11 protein-coding genes are annotated in these 17,800 nt (G+C 62.8%); 1 reads left to right on the plus strand and 10 read right to left on the minus strand.

Translation table 11 applies throughout. The annotated features are described in order from the left end of the window. The first annotated feature begins 549 nt into the window (after window positions 1-549). Window positions 550-1,776: an MFS transporter gene (locus tag D0550_RS29100; protein WP_116812704.1), complete on the plus strand. Its 1,227-nt coding sequence runs from the start codon at window positions 550-552 to the stop codon at window positions 1,774-1,776. Here D0550_RS29100 and D0550_RS29105 read toward each other — a convergent pair. The 10 genes from D0550_RS29105 to D0550_RS29150 all read right to left on the minus strand — a co-directional run bounded on the left by D0550_RS29105 (window position 1,773) and on the right by D0550_RS29150 (window position 17,727). Then, window positions 1,773-3,596 (minus strand): sensor histidine kinase, encoded by a 1,824-nt coding sequence (locus tag D0550_RS29105; protein ID WP_153067409.1) that lies wholly within the window; start codon window positions 3,594-3,596, stop codon window positions 1,773-1,775. The two genes, D0550_RS29100 and D0550_RS29105, sit on opposite strands and share 4 nt — an antisense overlap. An 82-nt stretch (window positions 3,597-3,678) precedes the next feature. Continuing rightward, window positions 3,679-3,861 carry a hypothetical protein gene (locus tag D0550_RS29110; protein WP_116812706.1) on the minus strand — a complete coding sequence of 61 codons (183 nt, stop codon included), beginning with the start codon at window positions 3,859-3,861 and terminating at the stop codon, window positions 3,679-3,681. A gap of 14 nt (window positions 3,862-3,875) precedes the next feature. Then, window positions 3,876-4,709, minus strand: coding sequence for a DUF4159 domain-containing protein (locus tag D0550_RS29115; RefSeq protein ID WP_116812707.1), 834 nt, complete (start codon window positions 4,707-4,709; stop codon window positions 3,876-3,878). A gap of 25 nt (window positions 4,710-4,734) precedes the next feature. After that, the gene (locus D0550_RS29120) at window positions 4,735-8,400 is read right to left on the minus strand and encodes a DUF4175 family protein (RefSeq protein WP_116812708.1); all 3,666 of its coding nucleotides are present in this window, start codon (window positions 8,398-8,400) and stop codon (window positions 4,735-4,737) included. Further along, window positions 8,397-10,475: a vWA domain-containing protein gene (locus D0550_RS29125; protein WP_116812709.1), complete on the minus strand. Its 2,079-nt coding sequence runs from the start codon at window positions 10,473-10,475 to the stop codon at window positions 8,397-8,399. The genes D0550_RS29120 and D0550_RS29125 overlap by 4 nt, the downstream gene beginning before the upstream one ends. 2 nt (window positions 10,476-10,477) lie before the next feature. Next, a complete protein-coding gene (locus D0550_RS29130) occupies window positions 10,478-11,377 on the minus strand; it encodes a DUF58 domain-containing protein (protein WP_116812710.1) in 900 nt (299 codons plus the stop codon). Then, a complete protein-coding gene (locus D0550_RS29135; RefSeq protein ID WP_116812711.1) occupies window positions 11,374-12,375 on the minus strand; it encodes an AAA family ATPase in 1,002 nt (333 codons plus the stop codon). The genes D0550_RS29130 and D0550_RS29135 overlap by 4 nt, the downstream gene beginning before the upstream one ends. Then, window positions 12,375-14,630: a tetratricopeptide repeat protein gene (locus D0550_RS29140; RefSeq protein ID WP_116812712.1), complete on the minus strand. Its 2,256-nt coding sequence runs from the start codon at window positions 14,628-14,630 to the stop codon at window positions 12,375-12,377. The genes D0550_RS29135 and D0550_RS29140 overlap by 1 nt, the downstream gene beginning before the upstream one ends. After that, on the minus strand, window positions 14,627-15,541 hold the full coding sequence (locus D0550_RS29145; RefSeq protein ID WP_161966119.1) for a caspase family protein: 915 nt from the start codon (window positions 15,539-15,541) through the stop codon (window positions 14,627-14,629). The genes D0550_RS29140 and D0550_RS29145 overlap by 4 nt, the downstream gene beginning before the upstream one ends. Next, entirely contained in the window at window positions 15,538-17,727 is a 2,190-nt protein-coding gene (locus D0550_RS29150; protein WP_116812714.1) for a hypothetical protein, read from the minus strand. The genes D0550_RS29145 and D0550_RS29150 overlap by 4 nt, the downstream gene beginning before the upstream one ends. Between the last annotated feature and the right edge of the window lie 73 nt (window positions 17,728-17,800).

Genomic DNA, 17,800 nt, shown 5'->3' on the forward strand with positions numbered 1-17,800 from the left:
TCCTTCGCTCGGAGAAGAGGCGTTGGTGGTTTGCGTCGACGGGAGCGACCTACCTCCTTCGCTCGGAGAAGAGGCGTTGGTGGTTTGCGTCGACGGGAGCGACCTACCTCCTTCGCTCGGAGAAGAGGCGTTGGTGGTTTGCGTCGACGGGAGCGACCTACCTCCGCCCGGCACCGGGCACGGCCGGAGCGCTAGCGCTCCTACACCGCACGTCCATGATGAGCCCTGCTGTTGCGGTCCCGTCCCTGTACCGCAAAGCTGCCGGGCGGAGGTAGGTCGCTCCCGTCGCCGCCGAAACGTCACAGCGGCGTCGCGCGTGACTCGGCTCCGACCACCAACCCGCAACTGAGAATTTGAGTTCGCGCTTTGTCGCAACGGCAGTTGCGGCCGCGCTAGGGCGCGGCCGCTCTGGCGACGTTGCAGCTGTCATTTCGGGGCGGTAGCTGTCGGGGGTCTCGTCCGGAAACCCCACCGAACAGCCACCGAGCCTCTCTTCTTAACCGACGTAAGATACGATGCAACCTCGCACACACGAGACCGCGCCGCCCGATGTCCCGCAGTTACAAGATCACCCTGCTGATCGCGCTTTATATGGCGCAGGGCATCCCGTTCGGCTTCTTCACCCTCGCGCTGCCCGTGCTCCTTCGCGAAGCCGGCTACTCGCTCACGCAAATCAGCCTGCTCAGCTTCGTTGCGCTTCCGTGGGTGCTTAAATTCCTTTGGGCGCCCGTGCTCGATCACACCGGCACTCGCCGCGCCTGGCTGCTCGGCTTTCAATTCGCCTCCATCGCCGGCGCCTTGCTCCTAACCCAGGCAAATCCCAGCGACGGTCTGATCGTGCTGATTGTCGCGGCGTTCGCGTTCAACGTGCTCGCTGCCTCCCAGGACGTGATTACCGACGGTCTTGCCGTTCGTATGCTCAACACGAAGGAGCGGGGGCTCGCGAATGCCATTCAAGTCGGCGCGTATCGCTTCGGCATGATTCTCGGCGGCGGCCTGCTTCTTAGCGTGTTTGCACGCACCAGCTGGCAAGTGACCTTCCTTTGCATGGCCGGCTTGCTAACACTCACTGTGTTACCGACATTCCTCCTGAAAGAGACAACCACGGCAGACAGCGCCAAGTACAGCGCTGGCGATCTTCTCTTCGGCTGGCTGCAGCGTTTGATGCAGCCAGGCATCCTGCGCTTCGCCGTCATCATCTTTTTGTATCGGTTCGGCGATCAGATGGTCGCCACGCTGCTCGGTCCGTTTCTCATCGATCAGGGCATGAACAAAGAGGCCATCGCACTGATGAAAGGTACGGTCGGCTCCGCCACCAGCCTGTTTGGCGCAATCATCGGCGGGTGGCTCGCGTACAGTGCCGGGCGGCGAACGGCGGTGCTCGCAAGCGGTATCGCGCAGGCAGCGTCGTACACGCTCTACATCGTTGCCGCATTAGGCATGGGCGGCGTCTCACTGCTGTGGGTGGCGACCATCTGCGAAGGTGTGATCGGCACGATGGCGACGGTCGCGTTGTTCACGTTGATGATGGACGCGTCCGACCCCGAGCACGCCGGCACCGACTACACCTTGTTCGCAAGTCTGGTCGTAGTGATGGGTCCGATCGGTAACGTCTCGGGTGCGGCGGTGGCCGACGCCGTCGGCTATGCGCCCGCGTTCACGCTGGGTTCGATACTGGCGTTGGTTGGCACGCTGCTGGTCGTTCGCATGCTGGATCGCAAGCCCGTGCCCGCTCGCATCGAGCAGGTGTGGCGGCGGGCAACGGTGAATTCTTAGCCGGGCAACTCGATCGTAAACGTCGAGCCTTCGTTCGGTTTGCTTTGCGCCCACACCTTGCCGCCGAGTCGTTCGATGGCCTTGCGCACCAGCGCCAGTCCAATGCCGGTGCCAGGATATTGATCGTCCCGGTGCAGTCGTTGGAACAGTTTGAAAATGTGATCGTGATATTGCATGTCGAAGCCGATGCCGTTGTCGGTCACGGCCAACAACACGCCACCCTCTTTGCGGCGACACACGACAGCGATGCGCGGGCTTTTGGTATCGCGCGTGTACTTCAATGCATTTTCCACCAGGTTGCGCAGCGCCTGCGACAGGCCACTGGCATCGACACGGACGGTCATCGGCTCGACGACCACCGTCATCATGATGCTGCGACGTTGAATCTCGTCCTGGTACGGGCTCAACACCTGATCCACCAGCGATGGCAGGCTGACGACGCTGGCCTGCATGCCGCGGCGGTCGATGTGCGAGTAGGACAGCAGATCGTCGATCAAGGTCGACATCTTCAGCGAGCCGTTACGGATGCGTGACAGGTGCTCACGCGCGCGATCGGTCAGCTCTCCCTGCATCTCCTGTTCGAACAAGTGCGCGAAGCCGTTGATCGCACGCAGCGGCGCTTTCAAGTCATGCGCGACGGCGTACGAGAATCCTTCAAGTTCCTCGTAGGCGCGCTTGAGCTCGGTAGTGCGCTCGCCGACGCGGTGCTCCAGTGCTGTGGTCAGCTCGCGAAACCGCTGCTCGCTGTGGCGCAGCTCGAGGTTTGCGTCCTGCAGCTGCTGATTGGCGCTCAGCAGCTGGTCGGTCAGCTGCTGCGATTCGCGCTGAATCCACGCCTCGCGCGCGCCCAGAATCACCGCGAACAGAATGAAAATCGTCGCCGACAGCCAGATGACCCGCGGCGTGAAGGTCGCCGAGCTGCTCAATGCCACGGCGATCATGATGACGATCAGCAACGCCGGCATCACCGCCTCGAGCCAGCGCTCGCGCACCTGCGTCTTGTGTTTGATGTCGTCTTGCTCGCGCTTGCTGAGCCACGCCTGCTCGTGCGCCGCGCCCGCCACCAGGCCGAACATGAGCAGCCAGCTGGCGTTGACCACATCGTCCGGCAAGTAGCTGTCGGTCAGCAGCGAATGCGCATAAGCGAAATTCGACACTGCATAAATACAGGTGCCGATGACCATCAACAGCATGGGCGTCCACGCTGAGCCCCAGCGGAAGGTCCACAGCGCGCTCAGAGTAAATAGAAATGTGCCGGCGACCAGCACGGTGTGCGCGATACCCAGCCAGAGAAATGCGGCGGTGACGGTGGGGTTCTGCAGCGCCGGCTCCAACATGCCCAGCACCACGGTAACTGCCAGGCAGCAAGTCACGAGCCCCAGGTTGCCCGCGTGCTTCAGAGTAAACGGCTCGCGCTGGCGCGCCTCCGGCAACTGCATCACACCAATCATGATGAAGATCGCGAAGCCGGTGTAGAAGATCTGGTTGAGGCTCGGAAAGGGCTGCTGCACCTTCAAGATCAAGTGCACATAGTTCCAGTGCAGCTGTCCCAACAACCAGCTCGCACACGCAGCGGTGACCCATAGCCAGGCGCGACGGCGTTCGGGCTCGACATGCCGGGCCGCGCGGAAGCAGCAATATGCGGCAGCTGCGGCAGCTAGAGTCCAGGCGAGATCGTTGATCCACACCTGGACGTCGTTGCTCGCCAGGTAGATGGCGACCGCGTACACAATCAGCCCTGAGAGCCAGGCGTACGCGAGCGCCCAACGCGAACGCGTCGTCTCGATCTCCGTGTTGAGCTTGTCTGCTTCGGCTGCCACGGCCGGTAGTATGCCTGCGATGGCCACGGGGCGTGCGTCCGTGAGCGGACGGCAATATCCATCGTGGGCAACCGCAACGACGTCAGGTCAGTTTGATGCGTTCTTCACCGCAGCGTTTGCAGCGCTCGGTGCTCACCAGACGACCTTGCTTCACATCGAAACGTCGGCCGGACAGCACTTCCCACTTGTGAAACCCGGACGAGCACAGCGTCTTGCCCTCGGCGCGCTTCTGCTTGGCTTTTTTCAGATTGATGACATTGGTCATGGTCGCGCGCAGGCTCAGTGCGTCATTGCATACACCACCACATTCACACCGACCATGTAGGAGCGCGTGGAGAAGGTCTCGAAGTACCAATCGCCATAGGCCTCGCGCTCCCAGCCGTCGCCGACATCGGTGTTGTGGGTGGCAAGCACCATGATACGACCATCGTCATCCAGCCACGCACGCATCTGCGGCGTATCGAGCGAACCGGCCGGAAACTTGTGCGCGCCCGGCGATTCGGCCGTGCTGCCGCCTGGGGTCGCGAACGGCAGCGCGGGAATCTGCGGCATTTCTTTGAGATCGAACACCGTGTGAAAGATGGGATGGTCGGGCGTGAGCACACGCCACTCGCGATTCGGTAGCACGGTGCGCATCACGTTGGCGAACTGTTGCCACTCGGCATCGCCCCAGAAATCGTCGACCCAGACGAAACCGCCGCGCTTCAGATAAAGCGCGAAAGCCGCGCGCTCTGCTTCCGTAATGACCATGTATCCGGGGTCGGACATATAGAGCAGCGGGAAATCGCCGAGATCCGGCGCGGTCAACAGGCGACTGACGGCCTTCGGTGCGACATTGATGCGTGTCAGCTGCTTGAGGCGGTGACTGAAGTTGTCATCGCCTTCCGGAAAGTCCGTCTCCCAACGCGCCCACACGCGGCCGTCATAGGCGTAGTACGCCTCGCCCATGCCACCTTCGCTGTCGTAGATGGCGCGAGCGATATTGAGACGCGACAGATCGGCGGGAATGGACGCGCGCCCGCCATCGCCAGTGATGAGGTTACTGCCTGCAAGCGCCCCGAGCGTCGCGAACGCGCCCGCGGCCAGTATCGAGAGTGGAAGCAGGTTCCTCATGTTTCGTGCCTGCGACCCTCACGTTCTAGCGGTTCCCCAAGCGACGGTAGTACTCGGCGACAGCTTCGCGATAACGCGGCGACTCAGGCGACGGCAAAGTCGCGTGCGCCGGTGTATCGCCTTTGGCGCGCGCCGCGGCGTTCAAAGCAGTCAGCTCGATCTGCTCGACAGCCTTCAACATGGCCTCGCCCTGATCCGCCAGCGGATCGCCGCTCAGCCGACGCAACTGATTGGCGTGACGGCGCAGCGCTTCGATCTCGGCGCTGGTCAGCTCGCCACTGGTCATACGATTGGTGAGATCGCGAATGCGTTGACTGATAGCGGTGGTCTGTCGAGCCAGCGAGCCGCTGCCATCTTCAAGGGTGTTCAACCCGCGTGCGGGCACGATCGGATTCCACGCGCTGAGCCCATTCTGAGCACCAGCGGTACCGCCGCGAGAACTTTGCGTTTGTGACGTGCCGCCTTGGCGCGAGCCCGGCGAGCCCTTGCTGCCATCGGCCTGCTGGCCTTCACTGTTATCGCCACCCTGTTGCTTGTCGCCATTCAAGCCTGCGGTACGAGTGTCGCCGTTGCCGGCCTGATCGCCTGGGCTCTTGCGCGAATCACCTTGCTGACCCGCCTGACCGGCTTGTTCCTCGCTGGACCGCTGAGCGCTCCTGACGGCACGGCGCAGCTCGGCAACCTCGGCGAGTAAATCGTCGGTCGTCACCGAATTGCGTTTATGCGTGCGTTCGGTCGATGCCTGGGCCGACGCTTCCTGCAGATCGCGCTCGAGCGTTTCGAGCGCATCGGTGATCAATCCTTCACGCGGCGCGGCCTCGCGAGCGCGGCCATAGTAGATCTCGGCGGCGCTGCGATTGAGGCGATACATCACATCGGAGCCTTCGATGTCACGCACGATCTCGCTCAAGCGCTGTGTGGTCTTGGGCGTTTTGCCGCGATGCTCGTGCACGGCGCCGCGCATATCGCCCTGCAATTCCGAGAGCTCCGCCGCCATGCGCTGCTTCGACTCCACCAGATCTTTGATCTCACGCTGACTCAGGCCGCCACGACTGCCGGTACGGAACGGCGAGTCATTCCCCTGCGATGCGGCTTTGTACAACTCGCTTTCGATGCGGCGCTGGTCCTCCAGCATCTTGCCGCTGCGCTCGGCGAAGCGCTCCAGCGTTTCATCCAGGTGCGACGAATCGGGCTTATCGATCTGCTTCAAAGCCTGCCGCAGATGTTTGCTCGCTGCCTGCGCCGATTGACTGCCCGCTGGCTGGCTGTTCGATGAGTTCTCGCCCTGCGACTGATTCGCCGCGCGCATCTCCTCCAGTGCCTGCTCGACCGACCGCAACGCCTGCTCGACTTCCGAGCGCTCCTGCGAGCTGCTGCCGCTGCTGCGCTGACTCTTGCTGCCCGAGCTGGACGCGCTCGATCCGCTGCCACCGTTTTGTCCCTGCCGCGAGTTGCTGGCCTGTTGCTGCGACGACTGCTGCTGACGATTCAGCTCATTGAGTCGACGGCGCAGATCTTCCGCTTCACGCCGTAACTGCTCCTGCTGCCAGCGCTGCTCTTGCAAAGCCTGGGCATTGCGCTGCTGTTCCGCGAGTTTCTCCTGGCGTTCGGCCAGCTCCTTCAACTTGCGGATCGCCTCGTTCAACTCCGCCTGAGTATTCTGCTGTTTCAGCTGCGATTCGCTTTCGTATTGGCTCTTCTCAACGTCCATCTCCAGCTCGAACATCTCGCTGAAGTTGCGTGCCGCTTGCGAGCCTTCACCGCCGCCATCCTGCTGCATGGACACTTGCACTTCACGGAACGCCGATTCAGCGCGCAGCAGTTGTTGAAGTGCCTGCTGTTCGGGCGTAACCGCGGCCTGCAACCGGAAGGCCGACAGATGTCCAGCCGCGGGCTCCATCAATCCCGCCGCACGTTCGAGACTCTCGACAAACGTCTTCACTCGTTCGTCCGACTCCACATCCATGCGTGCGCGTGTTCGTTGCGCCAGCGTGCGAGCTTGGGTCGATAGCGTCGTTTGGAAATCAGCCAGCATTCGCGCGCTGTCTTCCAGCTGTTCGCGAGTACGGTTGTTGCGCTCGTCGCTTCGCTGCAAATTCCAGGTGGCCAGCAGAATCTCGCGCTGACGCTCGGAGATCGCGCCTTGCTCGTCGGCCATGCCGCCACCGCCGCCGCCACCACCACCGCCTTGCTTGAACGTCCGCTCGAACGGCTGGACCTGCACCATGAACAGATCGGTCTGCACGGTCTGCGTGCGATCCTTTGCAACGGCGTAATAGGACACCAGATCGCCCGGCACGAGTCGCTGCGATTCGGACGCCTTCTCGCCCAGCTCTTCCATGCTCAGCAGTGACTCATTCTCGCTGCTCCTGGCGCCGCCACCGACCGGCATCTTCTGCCACTCGCCACCGTTGACGGAGTAGAGCAAAGAGACATCGCGCAGCTTGAAATCGTCCTCGGCCTTGATGTGCACCGGCACCTCTTCAATGCTGGTGGCGCGCCAGTCGCGGCCGGGCTTGCGAATCTCGATGGTGGGCTTTTCGTCGGCGACGATTTCGATGGTGTACTCGTCGCTCAGCGCCACGAACTCATCGGCGACGCGCGCACCGATCTGATATTTGCCCGGCTCATTGACGGCGATGGTGCCGATGTTGGCGTTGCCGTCGCGCTGCAGCTCCTGACTTTCGCCGTCGACGATCAAGGCCGGCGCGTCGAGGGGTGCATCGGCGAACACTTCGACTTTGACATCCGTTCCAGAGACAGCGCGAATGTCACGCGACTCTTCGTCAGTCATCGAGTCCAGCCCGGTCCACTCCGGGTACTGATACGTCAATCGCACGCGCTGAATGCGCGGCAGGTCGACGACGGCGATGTTGTGTTCGGAGCTGCGAACGCCATCGGCCTGGACGTAATAGGTAAGCGGGCCACGCACGGCATACAGCTTGAAGTCGAACTGACCTGCCTCCGCCAGCCGCATGGGCGCGGCTTCCCATTTGTCCTGATCGGCGAAGCGCACGAAGACCTGGGTGTGCTCGGGCCGGAAGCCTTCGACCGTCGCTGCAATCGCCACATCGCTGTTGCGCCGAACGGTCGTATTGCCAGGCTGAACCGTCACGCGCTTCAGCATGATGGCTGCCCGCGGCAGTTCCGCACCTAACAACAAATGACGGCTGCCGAATCCCCAATACGAAGGACCGACGCTCAACATCAAACCAAGCGCGACCACCGCGACGGCAGCGATCGAAGCGGCGAGCATGAAGCGACGCTGCGAAACGATGGCCGTCGGTGGAGTTTTCTCAGCGATCGCCGCGGCGTCCGCCGCGAGCAGCTCGATCAGCGGCGAGGCTTGTCCTTCAGCTTCACGGCGTCTGCTATCGAGATAAGTCTGAATGCGCCCACGCTCTTCGGGCAGGTGCTGCTCGAAGACTTTCGAGCCGTCATCCCGATGCAGCCGGCGCAGCGGCAGCCATAGCAAAATCAGCGCGACCAGCAGCAGCAACAACACCAGTGCGACGCGAGCGGAAATTGCGATCGAGGCAGCGAAACCTTCGCGGTTGAACAGCCAGACGGCCAGACCGGTCACCAGCAGCGTGCCGGCCGCGCCAACCGCGCCCGCACGCAGATAAATATGTGTGCGTAGCCGACTGCGTAGCTCAGCCAGGTAGCTTTCGAGTCGTTCACGTGAGGTCATTTCGGCACCTCGCGACGAATGGCCAGATGACGATTCGCCAGCAGCGTTTCCGCCAACAGCAGGATGGCAGCCAACCACAGCAGCCAGGGACCGAGCGATTCCGGCTTGACCTCGGGAGTTGGCGTAGAGGCCACAGCGGATGTCGGTTCCTGTGCACGCAGTGCCTGCCAGCGCGCGATGAAATCCGGCGGCAACGGGGTGAGATCCGACTCACGCGTATCCACGTTCACCGCCAGCCAGCGCGCGCCTTCACTGCCGCGAATTTCGTAGAACCCGGCTTGGTCGGGAATCAGACGGTCTGTCGTACTCTGCGCCAGTCCCAAGACCCGACGGCCCTGTGGATCGAATATCTGCCCGCCGCCGCCCGCGGTCAATCCGGTGGTGACAATCGAGCCGACCAGCGCGTTGCTGGTGGTTGCCTCCGCCTGCGTCAGGTAACTTGCCGCCGCGCCAATGAAATGAACGAAGAGGGGATGAATGGCGATGTCGCTCCAGCGCCGGTCGACTGGCACTGTGAGGATCAGCATCCGGCCGGCGCCCAGCGTGCGCTCCATCAGCAGCGGAGTGCCATCGTCCAGCGCAATCAAGGTCTGATCGTCGGTGGTCGGTTGGAGCGCACGCTGTCGGAAGAATCGCACCCGGTTCCAATCCGCAGCCTCGCGCAGTACCGGATGGCTGCCAGCGACTTCACCGACCTTGCCGGTCCGGTTCTTGACCTCACCGCTGTGCAGATCGCCGAGCAGCGGATCGTTCTTCTCCTGGCCTTCGCCGAGCGTGACCAGCGCGGCACCGCCGGCGGCCACATAAGAATGAATGCGTCGTGCCGCGGCGTTCGACAGGGCGCTCGGATCGGAAATGACGATCAGCGAATACTTGCCGAGCCCGCCCGAATCCATGGCATTGGCGACGCGCTGCTCGACCTTCAGTCTCGGCGCAGACAGGGCGCCGATGGCCGCTGCGAAGTAAGCCGTGTCGTCCGCCTCTGTATCGCGCGAGATCAACAACGCCGCCGGATCCGCCTGCTCGATGACCGAAAAGAAACGATCGTCCTGCGGCAACTCATCGCCGGGCTCGAGCACCACTTCGATCCGATGCGCGCCGGCACTGAGATTCAGGCCATTGAATGTGACTTTCGTGAACGAGGTGCTATTGCCGTGGGCAGGCTGCGAGACCGGCTGCATGGACAAGTTGGCTTCATGCGCAGTGCCGCCTTCGCCTGCGACGATCTCAGGCTGAGCTGTGGCGGCTGCGAGAGCCACGGTCTTCCTGGAGACTTCTTTGTCATCGACACGAAGAATCACATCGCGCTGCTGCGGCTCTGTAAAGGAGCTCCCGACCGTCGCTTGCAGCGAATGCGTATCGAGCGGCAGGACTCCAGCGCTCGCGATATAGATGTTGCCGGCGGCACCATCGCTCACATCGTGCATCACCAGCTGGGTCTGCGCTGGCAGCTGTAGATCCGCAAATCGCAGCGGCGCCGCGCTACGTTGCATATCCGAGATCAAATGCAGCACAACTTTCGGACGCGGCGAGCCGAGCCAGGAATTCGCGGTGTTCATCGCGAAGCCATAGTCGAGCCGCTCGATGCCCGGCTTCAGACCCTGCAACGACGCGCGCACTGCGCCGGCATTTCCCGCCGGCGTGCTCGGGTTCACGACAGCGACGCGCTGACCCGAGCCGGTCAGCAACATCACTCGATCCGACGAGGGAAGTTCGGCGATGACGCTTTCAGCCTCGGCCAACGCACGCTCCCAGCGACCACGGTGCTGCATGGAGAGCGATGTATCGATGAGGATCGCATGCAACTGCGCGTTGGCGTTGGGCTGCGGCATCATGCGATCCGTCAGCAACGGTCCGGCGAACGCGAGCACCAGCGCGATCAGCAACAGGATGCGAGTAATCAGCAGCAGCCAGTAACGCAGCGTCCGCTTCGCCGTCCGCTGGGTTTCGCTCGCTTCCAGCAGCATCAGCGATGCGAACTGATGCTGAGTCGGATTGGCACGCGCCACACGATGCAGCCATAGCGGGATGCCGATGGCGAGCAGTCCGAGCAGCAGTGCAGGCGCGAGAAACATGATTACGTCCGGCCTTCTCTGAGCAGCAGATAACGCCGGAGCGCGTTATCGAGAGGCTCGTCCGTGGTTATCAACATCTGATGCGCACCGACGTTGGCGGCGGCACGCCGCAACGACTGCAGGTGGTTGTCGAGTCGTTGCTGATATTCGCCGGCCAGGTATTCTGGCGAGACGTTCAGCGTTCGCTGCGTCTCGACGTCTTTCAGCAGCACCGACTCGCGCCAGTTCGGCCGCATCTCCTGCGGGTCGAGCAGCTGGAACAACATGATGTCGTGGCCGCGATACGCCAGCGGCTGCACGGCACGACTCATTGCCGCCGGATCGCAATAGAGATCCGAGATCACCGCGACCAGGCCACGCCGCGACAGATGTTCGCCGAAGCGCTGGAAGCAACCTTCGAGGTTGGTGCCGTTGCCCGGCGTTACCTCGTCGATCGCGTGAATCATTGCGGTCAGGCTGCCGGCGCGGCTGGTCGCCGGGCGGAATGTTCGTACCTGCTCGTCGAACACGATGAGCCCCACGGGATCGTGCTGGCGCGCGGCCAGATAGGCGAGCGCAGCGGCCAGGAACTTGCCGTACTGAAGCTTGGTGACGGAGTGCGAGCCGTAGCCCATCGATGCGCTCGCATCCAGCAGAATCATCAACCGCGTATTGGTCTCGCCTTCGAAACGACGGATGTACGTACGCTCGGTGCGAGCAAACACATTCCAATCGACGAAGCGAGGATCGTCGCCCTCGACATAGGCGCGATATTCCTTGAACTCCTGGCTGAAACCGTAGTGCGGAGAGCGGTGCAGGCCGGTAAGAAAGCCTTCCACGGCAGTGCGCGCGATCAACTCCAGATTCGCAAGTCCAGCAAGGGTTTCCGGCGGCAGCAGGCGATTGGAGGCTGCGACGCTCACCGCTCGACGACCTCTCGCAGCACTTCGTCGACAGTCTTGCCGTCGGACTCGGCCTGATAATTGGTGAGCACGCGATGACGCAGCACCGGCAATGCCAGCGTGCGCAGATCGTCCTCGGTCACGTGATAGCGACCTTCCATCAATGCGCGGGCCTTGCCGGCGAGACACAGGAACTGAGTCGCGCGAACGCTGGCGCCGTAGCGAACATAGCGACGCACCGATTCAGGAGCGCTGGCTTCACGCGGCCGGGTGGCGCGTACCATTTCCACCGCTTTACGGCGCACTTCGGTGGACAGCGGCACCTGGCGCACCAGCCACTGAAATTTCACGATCTCCTCGGCGTTGGTGCACGCTCGCAGCTGCGGCCCTTCCAATCGCGATGTGTTGCGGTCGACGACTTCCATCTCGTGCTCGGCGCTGAGGTAATCGAGCAGCACGTTGAACAGGAAGCGATCGAGCTGCGCTTCCGGCAAGGGATACGTGCCTTCCAGCTCGATGGGGTTCTGGGTCGCGAGCACGAAGAACGGCTCGCCGAGCGTATGCGTCGTGCCGCGCACGGTCACTGAATGTTCCTGCATGGCTTCGAGCAAGGCTGCCTGCGTCTTCGGCGGCGTGCGATTGACTTCGTCGGCCAGCAGCACGTTCGCGAACAACGGCCCCGGCACGAAGGTCCAGCGACGATGACCGGTGGTGATGTCCTCTTCGATGATGTCGGTGCCGGTAACGTCGGTCGGCATCAGGTCTGGCGTGAACTGAATGCGCTTGAATGACAGGCCCAGCGCCGAGGCCAGTGTCTTCACCAGCAACGTCTTCGCCGTGCCCGGCATGCCGGTGATCAAACAATGACCGCCGACCAGCAGCGTCAACAGCAAATAGTCGACCACTTCATCCTGACCGACGATGACACGACGGACCTGATCGCGAATCGCACCGACGCGATCACGGAAAAGATTGACCAGCGCAGCAGTTTCCTGCTCGGTCGCGACGACGTCGTTCATCAAGTACGCTCCTCGATCATTTTCAGCAGCAAAGCCTGCGCCGGCTTGAAGTGCGGCGCCGTGGCGAGCGCGTCCAGCAGATGACGGCGACTGCCTGCCTTGTCGCCCAATTCACGCAAGGCACGCGCCATTCCATAGTGGGCCGGCGCTTGATCCAGTCTATTGAGTGCGAGCAGTGCCTGGAACTCGCGCAACGCTTCTTCGTTGCGGCCGGCGGTCAGCAAGCGCTCGCCGAGTTGTGAGTGCACCTCGGCGTTCAGCGGATCGGAGTAGTTGAGCGAGACCATCAGGTCCGTCGCTTCTGGCACGCGCCCGGCTTCATCCAGCCAGCGAGCCAACTCGCGCAGGGCCGTCGGATCCCAACCGCCAGCACGGCGATAGTCTTCCAAAGCAACGATGGCATCGACACGGCGATTCAGCTTGTCGAGCGCCTTCGCCAGCATCAAATGCGGGCTGTCGCCGCCGACCTGCTCCGGATACAGCGCCACCGCGCGACGCGCCGGCTCCACTGCATCCGCCCAACGTTCTTTCTGAATGGCCTGACGGGCCGCCTGGCTTTTCTGCTGCCACTCCTCGAAATTTGCGAGCACGTTCGCGAAGCGGGTGCGCACGAACGCATCGAACTCCTTGTCGAACGCCGCCGGCGCGATCTTGAACGTAGCCTCGATAGCCTGCGCCGTGGTGCGCTTGCCGTCGAACTGCCGCAGCAGCGCACCGAGCTGCTCGAAGCCCCAGCGCTGCTCGATGAACAGGCACACCAGGCCCGACTGCATGTACGACACCTGCACCTGCCCGGGATAACTCGGGCGAATGAAGCCGGAGTCCAGGTCGGCGACTGGCAGGAATTGTTTCTTTTCCAGCGCGGCGACGGCTTCCGGCGGCACGGCGACACCCGGCGTCGGGCCCGTGCGCCACTCTTCGAATACCGAGATGCCTTCGCTCAACCAGCGCGGCACGTAATGATCGGTCACTTCCAACGTGAACACGTGCGCCATCTCGTGCCACAGCGTGCTGCCCCAATGAAACTGATCCGTCGGGCGGCTGGACGGACTGTCCATCGCAACGACGTATCCGAAGGTGACACCGAGCAGGCCGATGCCGGGCAGCGCAGCCACACGCACCGCGAAGTCATCATGATCCGGATACAACTCGACGGTGACCGGCTCCTGCAGCTTGAAGCCGTAGCGCTGCGAGAAGCTCCGGATGCTGCGACTGGTGAGATCCAGCACATACGGCCGCAGCACTTCGGACTCTTTCTTATGCAGCCGCAGCTGCACTTGATAGGTGTCCTCGCCGACGACCACCGGATCCTCGCTGATCGAGAAGTCATTGATCCGATCCAGCAAGCGCAGCGAATTCACCGTCGTCGGGCTGTACGGATCGCCGGAGTAGGCGGTCTCAAGATGTTTGCGCGCTTCCTCCACATTGCCGAGTCGCAGCAGGTTCGAGCCCAGCTCGGCGTGTGCAGCCCACAGGTCTGGCTGCACTTCGACCGCTCGACGCAGCAGCACCGTCGCCTCTTTATAACGACGGCGCATGATCTCGAAGTGCGCCAGCTGCTGATACATGACGCCATAGCGCGGGTTGTAATCGAGAATGCGCTTGATCCACTGATCGGGATTGCCGCCGCGTGACATCTCCAACGACGCCCGCAGCGTATAGACCTCGAGCGGCGGCAGCTTCTCTTTGTTGACGACGCGCATGGCGCGATCCAGCGCTTTGTCTGCGTCGTCCAATTGGCCTTCTTCCAGATCCATCGAAGCGGTGAGCAAGTAGGCCTCGATCAGATCGCCGTCCTGCTTCAAAACGTCTTCGACCAAGGGCCGTGCTTGCCCTTCGAAACGCTCGGCAAACACGCTCGCGAGACCGAGCTTGGCGTGCGCATCGGCGGGAAATACTTTCAACGCCTCCCCGAACATCTCGGCGGCGTCGGAGTATTGGTGCGTCTGCAGATACAGGCGTGCCCATCGCACCCGCGGCTGCACCGCATGCTGATTGCTCTGCACGATGTCGCGGAAAATCTGATTGGCGCGCTGGATGTCACCTACCGCCCAAGCCGCTTCGGCCTGCACGATAGGTGTTTGCGACTCCAGCAGTTTCCCGTAACAGGCGCGTGCCTGCTCGGCGCGACCGTGATATCGATGATCGTCGCACGGCCGCAGCTCGGCCGGGCGGCGCGGGTCATAGTCGATGGATTGCGCGCCAGCAGCCGCGGCAAACAGCAGCAACACCAAAGTGGCAGTGCGGGTCATCATGGCGTCGCGCCTCCACCGGCTTTGGCATCGATCTCCCGTTGTAGCAGCGCCAGGCGCACCAGGACTTCTTCGAGCTGGTCGTAGTACTGAGTATCCGGCAGCGACGCTTTTTGTTCCTTTACGTGGTTCAGGTCCTGCTCGATCGCGCCTCGTTGCGACAACAGCGCTGCGACCTCCGGGTTGTCCGGCATCAACTCATCGGCGCCGAGCCGGGCGAGGGTGAAACGGCCGGCGTTATCCCCTTCCATGCGTGCGTGCTCGGTCGCCATCGCCGTCTCCGCTTTGAAAGCGGCTTCGATCTGATTGGTCACGTAGGCGTAAGCCTCAGCGGCAGTGACGACCTGGTCTTTGTTCGTGTCCGCCGCATCCGACGCGACAGCCTGAGCCCAGTACTGCGCAAAGCGCGTTGCCGTCTTTTCTCCACCATTCTTCGTAGCGGTGATCACCACGCGTCTCGGCTTCTGCCAGCGTTCGACGACAGCACCGCTGGCGCTGGTGGCATTGATGATCAGCTGATCGCGGGCGGGGAATTCATCGAACAGGCGCGCGAGGTCGCTGTCGGTGAGATCGGGGCCCGGCAGATTGAACCGATAGTTCGCGCCGTCGTAGCTGCCATGACCGATGAGCACGACGACCACCGAGTCGTTCGCGCTCATTCGCGCGGCGAGATTTTTGATCTCGCGCCTCACCGCCTCCGCTCGGGCCGCATCGCCCGTGAGCGAAATGACGTTCGCAGTATTACCCGCCGCTTTCTGAGCGGCGCTGGAAACTGCAGCGGCCTGCTCGCGAAATCTTTGTTCATACGACGGCTCGCCGCCCAGACCGGCAACGACCAAGGTGTACGTAGCTGCAGACGCGGGCAAAGTGAATGCCGTCGCCATCAAAGCAGTGATGAGGCGCGCTTTGCTCACAGGCGCCCCCATCGCAGTCGGAGCAACCACTCACCCAGCTTCAGCGCCAGCAGCACGATGAACACGATGGGCAAGTTCCAAAGATCCAGCATCTGTCGCTCGACGATGCCGGCCTTGGAATAAGGAATGGCGCCCGCCAGTCCGTCGAGCTCGCGTAGCGGCCAGTAGCGTCCTCCGGTGACCTTCGCGATCCGTTCCAGCAGATCGCGATGCTGATAAGTCGCGAAGTGCTCGGCCACGCCGTCGTTACGCAGAACGTGCGTCACGGCCGACCCGACTTCTTTGTCTCCTGAGCGTGCGGTCATCTCGATCCGATACAGGCCAGCGGACGCGGCATCGAGCGTCGCGGTGTAGCGCCCATCGCTCTGCCCGGAGGGTTGCATGACCTGCTTGAACGGCGCATCGCGTTCAGGCGCCACCTGCAATTCGACCGTAGCGTCGCTGATGGGTTCGAAGCGCTCGTCGCGCACTTCGGCTTCCAGCCGCACCGTGCGCTCGTCTTCATACACGCTGCGCTCGCCGTTCAGGGTGACCCGAGCGGGCGCGGTCGATGAAATGGCGTGCAACAGCTGGCGCCAGAACATTTCATGACTCTGATCGTCGGAGGGCATGCGCATTTGCCAACGCAGGGTGCTGGCTGTCGCGAGCACGTACGCAGCACCGCGACCATAGTGCTGCCAGATCAACAAAGGGGCACGGCCCGCTTCACCATTGGCTTCGAGCAGCACGATAGCGCCCGGTTTGAGTCGGCCGAGCGACTGGTAATCGGCGAGCGGCGGTAAGTTTTTCCAACGCTCCAGATTTTTGCGGGGATCGACATCGAGTCGGGGAATGGGCGACTCGGCACCGTACAGCGTCAGCGCCGCTTGCCCGGGACGCTGCACGAACTGTGTCGGTTGACGGCCGGTGAGCTGCACCGGCAGCGTTTGCGCCAACGGCGCGTTCTGCCACCCGCCGGCGGACAATCCATAACGGCCTGCCAGCATCAGCACCGTACCGCCGCGCTTGTCGACGAACTCTTTCAGCATCCGGTGCTGCTCGGCGCGCAGCCCGGCTGCTTCATAACTGCCGATGATGACCGCGTCGTAACCGAACAATTCGGCCGGATCGGACGGAAAACCATCGACCAGCTCGTCGGGCGAATTCACGCCCTGGCGATACTGCTTGTTGGGCGTGGTGCGGACCACACTGGCGACGCGCAACGCGCGGTCGTGGTCCACTGCCCGGCGCAGGAATTTGTATTCCCAGCGCGGCTCGCCTTCGACGTACAGAATGCTGCGTCGGGCGGCGGGCACATTCACTACCTGGGTGCGCGAGTTGTTGATCACGTTGCGCTCGCCCTCCAGCGGGTCGAGCACGAAGCGCAATTCATGCGTGCCGGCCTGGCCGGCGGGCAGATCCAGCGAAATCTGAGTGGTAGGCGCCTCGGGCCGCAGCTTGACGTCGCGGGCAGCGACCAGGTTGTCGCGATCGTAGACGCGCAGGCGCGCTTGAGACGCACCGTTGTGTCGGATACTGACCTGCGCATCGATGGTCGAGCCGGCGGGCGCCGAGCTCGCCACCTCGACCCGCTCCAGCTCCAGATCATCGGTCACTCGCTCCGGACCGAGGCCGACGGTGTGAACGGGCACGCCATAGGATGCGATCTCAGCGAGACGCTCCTCGCTCAGTGTGTCGCCATTCTCCGCGCCGTCGCTGAACAAGATAACGCCGGCGAGGGGCGCGCTGCCTGCACTTTGCAACACTTGATGGAGCGCATCGCCGATGCGCGTCTGCCGGCCGGGCGGCGGCATCGCTTCGAGGTTGTTCAGCGGCGTCGTGGTCTGCGCGAAGCCGAACATGCGCACGGCGAAGGTTTTTTCCAGCCGCTGCATGGTGCCGTTCTGCAAGGCGGCGGCCACTTCCTGCAGCCGCGATTGGCCGGCATCGCCGTACGCCATGCTGGCGGAAGCATCGATTGCGATGGCGAGCTCGTTCTCACGATCGCGCACCCGTTCGACATTCAGCACTGGTCGCCACAACAGGCATAGGACCAGCGCCAGCAACAGGGTCTGCAGAACACCGACCGGCCACAGCAGTCGCCAGCCCAGCGCCCGCCGGCGCCACAGCGACCAGGCCACCAGCGCGGCGGCTACCAGAATCGAAGAAATGAGCAGGCCTAACGGCCAGGCGCTCGCAAAATGCAAACGTGCCGGTTCGATACGCCCAGAGGGGATGAGTGAAGAGCCGCTCGAACACCGGTCAGTAATAGCTGNNTGC

This window comes from Steroidobacter cummioxidans (assembly GCF_003104955.1).

Excerpts from the sequence above, each read along its gene's own strand:
- D0550_RS29100 (WP_116812704.1), top strand. The coding sequence starts at position 550 with ATGTCCCGCAGTTACAAGATCACCCTGCTGATCGCGCTTTATATGGCG.
- D0550_RS29110 (WP_116812706.1), bottom strand. The coding sequence starts at position 3,861 with ATGACCAATGTCATCAATCTGAAAAAAGCCAAGCAGAAGCGCGCCGAG.
- D0550_RS29115 (WP_116812707.1), bottom strand. The coding sequence starts at position 4,709 with ATGAGGAACCTGCTTCCACTCTCGATACTGGCCGCGGGCGCGTTCGCG.
- D0550_RS29120 (WP_116812708.1), bottom strand. The coding sequence starts at position 8,400 with ATGACCTCACGTGAACGACTCGAAAGCTACCTGGCTGAGCTACGCAGT.
- D0550_RS29125 (WP_116812709.1), bottom strand. The coding sequence starts at position 10,475 with ATGTTTCTCGCGCCTGCACTGCTGCTCGGACTGCTCGCCATCGGCATC.
- D0550_RS29135 (WP_116812711.1), bottom strand. The coding sequence starts at position 12,375 with ATGAACGACGTCGTCGCGACCGAGCAGGAAACTGCTGCGCTGGTCAAT.
- D0550_RS29140 (WP_116812712.1), bottom strand. The coding sequence starts at position 14,630 with ATGATGACCCGCACTGCCACTTTGGTGTTGCTGCTGTTTGCCGCGGCT.